9 protein-coding genes are annotated in these 8,696 nt (G+C 68.4%); 2 read left to right on the top strand and 7 right to left on the bottom strand.

Annotated features, from left to right (window positions below; translation table 11 throughout):
- The first annotated feature begins 3 nt into the window (after positions 1-3).
- Positions 4-99, top strand: coding sequence for an RNA-binding S4 domain-containing protein (locus LY40_RS01445; protein WP_258935695.1), 96 nt, complete (start codon positions 4-6; stop codon positions 97-99).
- Between the two features lie 188 nt (positions 100-287).
- On the opposite strand, the gene LY40_RS01440 is transcribed toward LY40_RS01445, so the two are convergent.
- Genes LY40_RS01440 through LY40_RS01410 form a run of 7 tightly spaced genes read right to left on the bottom strand, consistent with a single transcriptional unit; the run spans position 288 to position 7,450 of the window.
- Positions 288-2,102 carry a bifunctional sugar phosphate isomerase/epimerase/4-hydroxyphenylpyruvate dioxygenase family protein gene (locus LY40_RS01440; protein ID WP_258935694.1) on the bottom strand — a complete coding sequence of 605 codons (1,815 nt, stop codon included), beginning with the start codon at positions 2,100-2,102 and terminating at the stop codon, positions 288-290.
- A complete protein-coding gene (locus LY40_RS01435; RefSeq protein WP_258935693.1) occupies positions 2,087-3,148 on the bottom strand; it encodes a Gfo/Idh/MocA family protein in 1,062 nt (353 codons plus the stop codon). The genes LY40_RS01440 and LY40_RS01435 overlap by 16 nt, the downstream gene beginning before the upstream one ends.
- Complete coding sequence (aroQ, locus tag LY40_RS01430; protein ID WP_258935692.1) at positions 3,145-3,570, bottom strand: type II 3-dehydroquinate dehydratase; 426 nt, start codon at positions 3,568-3,570, stop codon at positions 3,145-3,147. Before aroQ ends, LY40_RS01435 begins: the two co-directional genes overlap by 4 nt.
- A gap of 48 nt (positions 3,571-3,618) precedes the next feature.
- Positions 3,619-4,641, bottom strand: a complete 1,023-nt coding sequence (locus tag LY40_RS01425; protein ID WP_258935691.1) for a DctP family TRAP transporter solute-binding subunit — start codon at positions 4,639-4,641, stop codon at positions 3,619-3,621.
- Positions 4,642-4,672: 31 nt separating this feature from the next.
- Positions 4,673-5,947: a TRAP transporter large permease gene (locus tag LY40_RS01420; RefSeq protein ID WP_258935690.1), complete on the bottom strand. Its 1,275-nt coding sequence runs from the start codon at positions 5,945-5,947 to the stop codon at positions 4,673-4,675.
- Positions 5,944-6,459, bottom strand: a complete 516-nt coding sequence (locus LY40_RS01415; protein WP_258935689.1) for a TRAP transporter small permease — start codon at positions 6,457-6,459, stop codon at positions 5,944-5,946. The genes LY40_RS01420 and LY40_RS01415 overlap by 4 nt, the downstream gene beginning before the upstream one ends.
- On the bottom strand, positions 6,452-7,450 hold the full coding sequence (locus LY40_RS01410) for a zinc-dependent alcohol dehydrogenase (RefSeq protein WP_258935688.1): 999 nt from the start codon (positions 7,448-7,450) through the stop codon (positions 6,452-6,454). Before LY40_RS01410 ends, LY40_RS01415 begins: the two co-directional genes overlap by 8 nt.
- 142 nt (positions 7,451-7,592) lie before the next feature.
- Here LY40_RS01410 and LY40_RS01405 point away from each other — a divergent pair, with 142 nt between their 5' ends.
- Positions 7,593-8,600 (top strand): LacI family DNA-binding transcriptional regulator, encoded by a 1,008-nt coding sequence (locus LY40_RS01405; RefSeq protein WP_258935687.1) that lies wholly within the window; start codon positions 7,593-7,595, stop codon positions 8,598-8,600.
- Positions 8,601-8,696: the final 96 nt, after the last annotated feature.

Here is an 8,696-nt window from a genome sequence, read left to right as displayed (position 1 = left end):
CGCATCCACGTCAACGGCGAAACCGAACACCGCCGCGGCAGACAACTCGTGCGCGGCGACATCGTCACCGTCGACGACACCGAACTCCGCGTCGCATAACTCGCCCAGCACAACCGGCGCCTCCCCGACGATTTCCCACGTGCGGCACGCCCTCCCGCCAGCTACACGTCATCGCCCGCACATTTGGCCACCAACACCCCGACGCCACGGGGCGAATCCCATGAACAACTGCGGCAAGAGGTTCACCGCCCCCTTCACCGCCCTGTACGGCGTCCGGCAGCGGCCCGTCAGGCCTGCCGCGCCGCTCGGTGCGCGGCCATCCGGATGGGAGCGTTCGCGACGCCGTAGCCGCTGTAGTCACCGACCCGCTGTACCACCTCGAAGAACACCCTGTCCCCCAGCACCTCGGTGTGGAAGTGGAAGAACTCGCCGTCGTCGTCGCGGTCGTAGAGCACCTGGCACTCGCGCAGGGCGGCCAGCAGGTCCGGTGCGAGCTCCAGCCGCGCCTCGAGGTCGTCGTAGTAGTTGTCGGGGATCGACAGCAGCGGTGCCCCGCGCGCTCTCATCGCCCGTGCGCTGGCGAAGATGTCGTCGCTGGCGAACGCGATGTGCTGCGGATCGGGTACGCCCGGCGCCCAATCACCGCGGCGCAGTACCGTGCCGTGCAGCGCTATTCGCACCAGGCCGCGGGCATCGGTCAGCGCCCGATTGCGTACGAGCCCGAACGGTGCGGCGAACTCGGCATCGTGCCAGGGGGCCAGGCCGAGAACCGCGCGATAGAACAGCGTCGCCTCGTCGAAGTAGTCGAACGGTTGTGCCAGCGCGACATGGTCGATGTGGCTGAGCCCGGCCAGCGCATGCGAGTTCGCTCCGGTCAGGATGAAGTCGGACATCCACCCGTCCTCGGCGGCTGCCGTCCGGCAGAAGAACACGGACGTGCCGTCGGGCGCGGCGACGACGCTCAGATCGGCCTCGGCGGCCCCACGCGTGCGGGGAACCTTCGGCGCGAGGAACGCCTCGGCCCGCGCGGCGGACGCCGCCGGATCGACCGTGTCGACGGCGAGCGCACTGACGGCGGTGGCCTGGTCCGTGCCGGAGTTCAGCAGCACCCGGGCGTTGCCCTGTTGCCAGAGCTGGACCGGCTTGGACCGGTGCTGGCCGACGTGCGCGAAGCCCATCGCGGCGAGTGCCCGCGCCACCTGGTGGTCGGCGGCCGAACTGACGGCCAGTTCGGTGAAGGCGTAGCCGGTGAGTTCCGGTGGGCTCGCCGGCGCCGGCTCCCGCCCGAGCGATTCCTCCAACGCGACCAGCGAACGCATGGCGTCGACCGCGGCACGACCCGGCTCGGCCTGCCGGTACACGTCGTTGAACACCTCCAGCGACAGCGGCCCGTCGTAGCCTGTGGCCAGCACGGCCGAGGTGAAGGCAGCCAGCTCGAACGAGCCCTGTCCGGGGAACAGCCGATGATGTCTGCTCCACTGCAGCACGTCCATGTTCAGATGTGGCGCATCGGCGAGCTGCAGGAAGAACAGTTTGTCGGCCGGGATCTGCGCGATTCCGTCGATGCTCGTGCCGCCACTCTGCGCACGGGACAACACGTGGAAGCTGTCCAGGCACAGTCCGAGCGCAGGGTGGTCGGCACGCCGCACGACCTCCCACGAGCGCTCCCAGGTGTCGACCACACGCCCCCAGGCGAGCGCCTCGTAGGCGATGTGCATCCCGTGCTCGCCCGCGCGTTCCGCGAGTGCCCGCAACTGCTCGGCGAGCAGCTCGTCGTCGTCCACGGCATCGGCCGACACCGACGAGCACACCAGCATCGTGTCGGTCCCGAGCCGCCGCATGACGTCGAATTTGCGTTCTGCACGGCGCAGATTACGCCTGACCGTGTCGGGATCGGCGGAATCGAAGTCACGGAACGGCTGGTACAGGTCAATCGACAGGCCCAGCCGATCGCAGTGCTCCCGCACCTGCTCCGGTGACCAGGCGGAGGCGATCAGATCGTTCTCGAAGATCTCGACACCGCCGAAGCCCGCCGCGGCGGCCGCATTCAGCTTGTCCTCGAGCGTGCCCGACAGACACACCGTCGCTATCCCTTTGTGCATGGTTCAACCTCCGTCAACGGGATGGGCACTGTCGTGCCGGTCCGGGCCGCCTCGGCTACCGCGTGCGTCACGCGCAGCGTCCGAAGCCCTTCGCGACCGTCGACCAACGGCGCAGTCTCGCCGCGCACCACGGCCCAGAAGTGCGCGAGCTGTCGCACGAGCGGATCCGCTCCGGAGCGAGCCAACACCGACGTCCGGAAGGGCTGCCACCAGGAACGTTCGCCGGAGAAGACCCGCAACCGCATGGTGGGGATGCCGAGCGAGCCGTCGGTGCCCGCCAACACGTAGCAGTCCTCATCGGGATGGTTCGGGTACGCGGGGTCCTCCGCAGACGTCTGTTCCCAGCTGTGTGGTGCGGCTGCCACGTCGGAGAGCAGGAACACGCCGAGGGCACCCGCACCGAACCGCAGGGTGACCGCCGCGGTGTCCTCGACGTCGAAACCGCGGACCCCGTTCGACGCCATAGCCTGCACCTCGGTGACCTCCCCGCACAACGCGCGCAGGTTGTCGATCTCGTGGACGAGGTTGATCAGGATCGGCCCGCCGCCGGCCGTACTCCGCCACGGCGCTTCGTCGAAGTAGCCGTCCGGCTTGCGAAACAGTGCGCTCCCCCGGACGGCGACGAGCCTGCCGAGCACCCCGGTTCGGACGGCTTCGGCCGCCGCCGCCACGACAGGGCTGTGCCGACGGTGGTGACCAACCAGCAACGGCACACCCGCCGACTCCGCCGCCGCCACCATCGACGCGGCCTCGGCAGGCGAGTCGGCGATGGGTTTCTCGACGAGCACCGGAATCTGTGCCTCGACGCAGTGCAGTACGTGCTCGACGTGTAACCGGTTCGGAGACGCGACGATCACCGCGTCGGGCCGGACCGCGGCCAGCATCTCCGGAACGCCGGCGTACCCCGGCACACCGTGCCCCTCGCGCGCCGCCGGATCGGGGTCCACAACGGAAACCAGCTCGCTACCGGCATCGGAACCGACCAGTGCGATGTGACGCCGCCCGATGAGACCGGCGCCCACGACGGCGATGCGCACCCGGGTCATCGCGAGGCCAGCCAGCGGAGCGCGAGCGCGTAGCCGTCCACGCCGCATCCGACGATCGACGCGGTGGCGATCGGGCTGATGTACGAGTGAGCCCGGAACGACTCCCGCGCATGGACGTTCGTCAGATGCACCTCGACCAGCGGCGCCTCGAGCATCGCGCACGCGTCCCGTAGGGCGACCGACGTGTGGGTCCACGCGGCCGGGTTCAGCACGACCGCGGCACCGGCATCGGCGGCCTCGTGCACCCAGGCGAGCATCTCGTGCTCGGCGTCGGTCTGCCGCACGTCCACGTCGAGGCCGAGCTCGGCCGCCAGAGCCCGACACGACGCGACCAGCTCGTCGTACCCGGTACTGCCGTACTTCTCGGGCTCGCGGCGGCCGAGCCGTCCGAGGTTGGGGCCGTTGAGCACCCGAACCTGCATGTCCGTCCCCTTTCGGGTGAGTGTTGCAGCTCGCGGGCTCCGCGCCGATTACCGGGCGGAACTCTGCACCTGTTCGTAGAGCTTCGCCTGCTCACCGGAGAGCGTGCGCTCGAAGTGCTGCTGTGCCCGCTCGGCGAACGCGTCACGGTCCACGTCCTCCACGACCGTCATCGTGCCCTCGGACTTCCACTGGTCGAGGATCTTCTGCTCCTCGTTCTCGATGCACGTGCGGTTCTTCGCGCGGGTCTCGTGCACGGACGTCTCGAGCGCATCCTGTTGCTCGGCCGACAGCTGCTGCCAGCTCTCCTCGTTCACGACGATCAGCTGCGAACCGGTCTGGTGACCGGACAACGAGACGTGGCTCTGCACCTCGTCGAAGCTCTGATCCGCGACCGTCGGGATCGGATTCTCCTGGCCATCGATGATGCCCTGCTGCAGACCGACGTAGACCTCCTCGAACGCCACCGCGGTCGCGTTCGCACCCACCGCCTTGGCGTTCTCCAGATAGATCGGCGAGTCCGCGTAGCGCATCCGCAGCCCCTGGAGGTCGGCGGGCTCACGGATCGGCTGGTTCGCCGAGAAGTGCCGCATTCCGAAGAACCAGCCGTCGAGGATGCGAGTGCCGGTGGCCTTCGCGAAGTCGTCCTTCAGTTGCTGGCCTTCCTGACTGTCGAGGAACTCGAACAACTGGTCCGGACCATCGAACGCATACGCCATGTCGAGCACGCCGATCGGCGGGTAGCTGGCCGCGAGTGCCGACGAACCCTGCACGTCGATGTCCACGTCACCGGACTTCACGGAGTTGAAACGCTCGGCGTCGTCGCCGAGCTGACTGTTCGGGAACGTCTCGATCGTGAGCCCGCTGCCCTGTCCGTTGATCGTGTCGGCCACGGACTGGATCCCACAGCGGGTGTGAGGGTGCTCCGTGGGGTAACTGTTGGCGAACGACAACGTGGCCGTGCCGTCCCCTCCGTCGTTGTCACCGCCGCCCATGGCGGTGCAGCCGCCCGCGAGCACCGTCACGAGAGTGAGTGCGACAGCGCGCCTGCTGTTGGTTGACCTTGTCGGCATCATTGCCTCCTGGGTGTGTTTCATCTACGGGTCAGAGACCGAGTACCTGCGGCAAGAACGTGGCCACCGACGGCACGAACGTGAGCAGCAGAAGCACGGCGACCAACGGGACGAGGAACGGCGCGGTACCGCGGAACACCTCGTGCACGGGCATCTTCGTGACGGGGCTGAGGACGTACAGCACGGCGCCGATGGGCGGGGTCAGCAAGCCGATCATCAGGTTGACGATCGCGAGGACCCCGAAGTGCAGCGGATTCACGCCGAACTCGGCGGCGATCGGAAGCAGGATCGGCACGGTGATCACCAGCACCGAGGTTCCCTCCAGCACCGCCCCGAGCACGATGAGCAGGACGTTGACCATGAGCAGGAAAACGATCTGACTGTCGGTGAATCCGAGCATCCAGTCGGCGACCGCCTCGGGCACCTGCTCCCGCGCCAAAATCCAGGCCAGCAGGCCGGAGGCGCCGATGATCAGCGTGATCGACGCCGTGGTCGCCGCGGTGTCGCGCAGGATGCCGCCGAGATCCCGCAACCGCACCGCGCGATAGCACAGACCGAGCATGAGCACGTACGCCGCACCGACGGCCGCGGCCTCGGTCGGAGTGAAGAATCCGCCGAGGATGCCACCGAGGATTATCACCGGACAGAGCAATGGGGCGAGCACCCGCGCCGTCGCGCGACGCAACCGGGCCCAGTCGAACGGCTGGGACTGCAGATCGTGCTGACGGCGGGCCCAGACGAACACCGCGATCGCGAGCCCGGTGGCCAACAGGAACGCCGGCAGGACCGACGCCGCGAACAACGCACCGGTCGATACGGCGGCGATCGACGCGTAGATCACGGCCGGGATGCTCGGCGGCATCACCGGGCCGATCAGACTGGAGGCGGCGGTGATCCCCACGGAGAACCGTTTCGAGTAGCCCTTGCGCACCATGGCGGGGACCTCGACCTTGCCGAGTCCGGCCGCATCCGCCAACGCGGAACCGCTCATCCAGGAGAAGCCGAGACTCACACCGATGTTGACGTAGCCGAGGCTGCCCTTGACCCGCCCGATGAGCGCGAGCGCGAAGTCGAACATGCGGTCCGCGATCCCGGCGTGGTTGGCGATCACGCCGAGCAGGATGAACAGCGGAACCGCCAGCAACGGGAAGCTGTCGATGGCACCCGTGAGTTCGCGGGTACTCAATCCGACCGACTGCCCGTTGAAGGTGACGTAGGTCAGGCACGGCCCCAGGAGGGCGAACGCGACGGGCACGCGCAACGCGAGCAGGACGGCGATTCCGGCGGCCAGCAGCACCATGCTCATGCCTGCGACTCCTCTCCAACAGCCGGCGGCGGAAGAAAGACGGCCACGACCGATCGCAGGGCGGTGAGCAGAAGCCCGACGAGCGGGATGACGTAGAACCAGCGAATGGGTAGGCCGAGCGCCGGGGAGACCTGCGAGCTCTCGTCCGTCACCAGCACGAACGCCTCGTAGGCGAGGTTCAGGCACACGATCGCGACCATGATGTTCGCGAAGACGAACACCAGCCGGCGGGTGAGGCCCCTGGTCACGGTGTCGATGACCTTCAGCGTGACGTGCGCGTCCCGTTCCATCAGGTAACCCGCCATCGCGAAGGTCATCCAGACGAGACTGAAGCGAGCCAGCTCACCGGACCCCACCCAACCGCCGGTGGGCAGATACCGCTGCAAGGCCTGGCCGAGCATCAGCACCATGATCGTGGTGAGCAGCAGTCCTCCGACGACGGACTCCATGGTGGACAGCCAGCGCAGTGGCCCCGGCCGCGACCGTGCGGCCGTCCCGTCCTGTTCAGCCATGCCGGTCCTCCTGCCAGCCGGTCAGATCGATCCATGACTTGCCCGGCGCGGAACGTGCCTGCGCGAAGGCCTCCGCCGCCTGCTCGGGTCCCGCCGCGCGCTGGAGCACCTCCCCCGGCACGATGACGCCGTCGGCGACGGCGGCGACGGTGTCGGCGAAGTCGCCCGGATGGTCGTAGATCAGTGAGCCACGGATCACCAGTTGCCGTCTCGCCAGCTCCGTTGTGGACACCGAGACCGCATCGCCCATGCCGACCATCACGATCGAGCCCGTGGCGGCCACTGCCTGCAGTGCGATGCCCCACGTCCGCGCGTTGCCGGCCGTGTCGACCACCACGGGGAAGCCACGTACGTCGTCCGGGTCGGCGCGTTTGGCTCCGAGCCGTTCGGCGAGCGCCAGCCTGCCGGGGTGCGGTTCGGTGACGAAGGCGCGCACCCCCTGCGCCAGCAGCGCCTGGCAGAGCAACAGGCCCTGCGAGCCTGCGCCGATCACCAGACATTCGTCACCGGCTTCGACGCCGGAACGCCGCACAGCGGCCCTTGCGACGGCCAGCGGCTCGAGACAGGCGAGGGTCTCGTCGGAAACGGATTCGGGCACCGGCCGGGCGAAGCGCGCCGGGACGGCGACCCGTTCGGCCAGCAGGCCGGGCACGTTCATGCCGACGATCCCGCGATCCGGGCAGGCCGACGTCCGGCCCGCGAGGCATGCCGCGCACGCCAGGCACGGGTAGTTCGGTTCGACCACGACCCGCTGGCCCACATGGCGGTCGGTCACACCGGCGCCGACGGCGACGATCTCTCCGCCACCCTCGTGTCCCATCAGCCACGGCAACTCGGGGACGGGGCGATGACCCTCGTACACACCGAGGTCGGATCCGCACAGCCCGACGGCACGGATGCCCACCAGGACCTCGCCGACGGCCGGCTGCGGCTCAGGCCAGTCGTGTACGACCTCGACCGCGCCGGGAGCGGTCAGGACGATTGCCCTCATCGGCGGTGTTCCTCTCGACGTTGAGATCCGGGTGAAGTGGAGACCGACGATAGACAGATGGCAAAATCGACTGCAAGCGGTTGCCAAACTTTGCCAAAACTACCTAGGATCGCCGTGTGTTCAACGTCCTGAGGGCCCGCTGATGGAACCGACCGACCGGAAGCGGCCGACCATTTACGACGTGGCCAGGGAAGCGGGCGTCGCAACCTCGACGGTGTCGAGAGCGCTCACCAATCCGGGCCGTGTCAACGCACGAACCCGGGACCGCGTCGTCGAGGTCGCCCAGCAGCTCGGCTACCGCACCAATCCGCTCGCGCAGGCATTGCCGTCGGGGCGCACACGGACGGTGGCACTGCTGGTATCCGACGTCACGAACCCGCACTTCTTCGGCATCATCCGAGGTGCCGAGCAGCAGACGCGCGCTGCGGGATGCACGCTCATCCTGGCCGACACCGAGGAATCACCGGACCTCGAGGCCGCCCACATCGAGCGACTGAGCGGGTCGGTGGACGGTTTCGTGATCGCCGCAAGCCGCATGTCCGACCAGCAGATCGGCGAGTTGACCGACCGGCACCGGCTCACCCTCATCAGCCGCCAGGTCACCGGCGTGCCGAGCGCGATCGTCGATCACGAGGACGGCACCCGGCAGATCATCGAGCACCTGGCATCGCTCGGACACCGCTCGGTCGTCTACGCCGCCGGCCCACGGCGTTCCTGGCTGGCCGCGAAACGCTGGCACGCGATCAGGGCAGTGACACGGAAACTCGGCCTCAGCGCTACCCGACTCGGCCCGTTTCCGCCTGCGGTGCGAGGCGGAGCAGCCGCGGCGGACGCCGCACTCGGACAGGGCGCCACCGCGGTCATCGCACACAACGACCTGCTCGCCATCGGAATGCTGCGCCGCTTCACCGACCGGGAGGTGCATGTGCCCCGGGACATCAGTGTCGTGGGCTACGACGACATCTTCGGCGCCGACTTCTGTTCCCCACCGTTGACGACCCTCGCCGGCCAGTTCGACGAAGCGGGCCGACTCGCGATCGACCTGCTACTCGGCACCCGGGACGGAACACGGCCCCCGCAGGCCGACAACCAGGTGGTGCTGCCGTCACACCTCGTCGTCCGTGGCTCCACCGGCCGAGCACCGTCCTGACATGATGACCGAATGGAAGACGTTCCGGTCAGCACCGACTCCATCCGACTCGGCCAGTTCCTGAAACTCGCAGGCCTGATCGACATCGGTTCCGAC

The sequence above is a fragment of the Prauserella salsuginis genome (genome assembly GCF_024648885.1).
GTDB lineage: Bacteria > Actinomycetota > Actinomycetes > Mycobacteriales > Pseudonocardiaceae > Prauserella > Prauserella salsuginis.
Note: the sequence above shows the minus strand (reverse complement) of the source record. Positions and strands in the feature narration are given on the sequence as shown.

Bases quoted from the DNA above. Each gene is read 5' to 3' on its own strand.
- LY40_RS01440 (WP_258935694.1), bottom strand. From the start codon at position 2,102: ATGCACAAAGGGATAGCGACGGTGTGTCTGTCGGGCACGCTCGAGGAC.
- LY40_RS01435 (WP_258935693.1), bottom strand. From the start codon at position 3,148: ATGACCCGGGTGCGCATCGCCGTCGTGGGCGCCGGTCTCATCGGGCGG.
- aroQ (WP_258935692.1), bottom strand. From the start codon at position 3,570: ATGCAGGTTCGGGTGCTCAACGGCCCCAACCTCGGACGGCTCGGCCGC.
- LY40_RS01425 (WP_258935691.1), bottom strand. From the start codon at position 4,641: ATGCCGACAAGGTCAACCAACAGCAGGCGCGCTGTCGCACTCACTCTC.
- LY40_RS01420 (WP_258935690.1), bottom strand. From the start codon at position 5,947: ATGAGCATGGTGCTGCTGGCCGCCGGAATCGCCGTCCTGCTCGCGTTG.
- LY40_RS01415 (WP_258935689.1), bottom strand. From the start codon at position 6,459: ATGGCTGAACAGGACGGGACGGCCGCACGGTCGCGGCCGGGGCCACTG.
- LY40_RS01410 (WP_258935688.1), bottom strand. From the start codon at position 7,450: ATGAGGGCAATCGTCCTGACCGCTCCCGGCGCGGTCGAGGTCGTACAC.
- LY40_RS01405 (WP_258935687.1), top strand. From the start codon at position 7,593: ATGGAACCGACCGACCGGAAGCGGCCGACCATTTACGACGTGGCCAGG.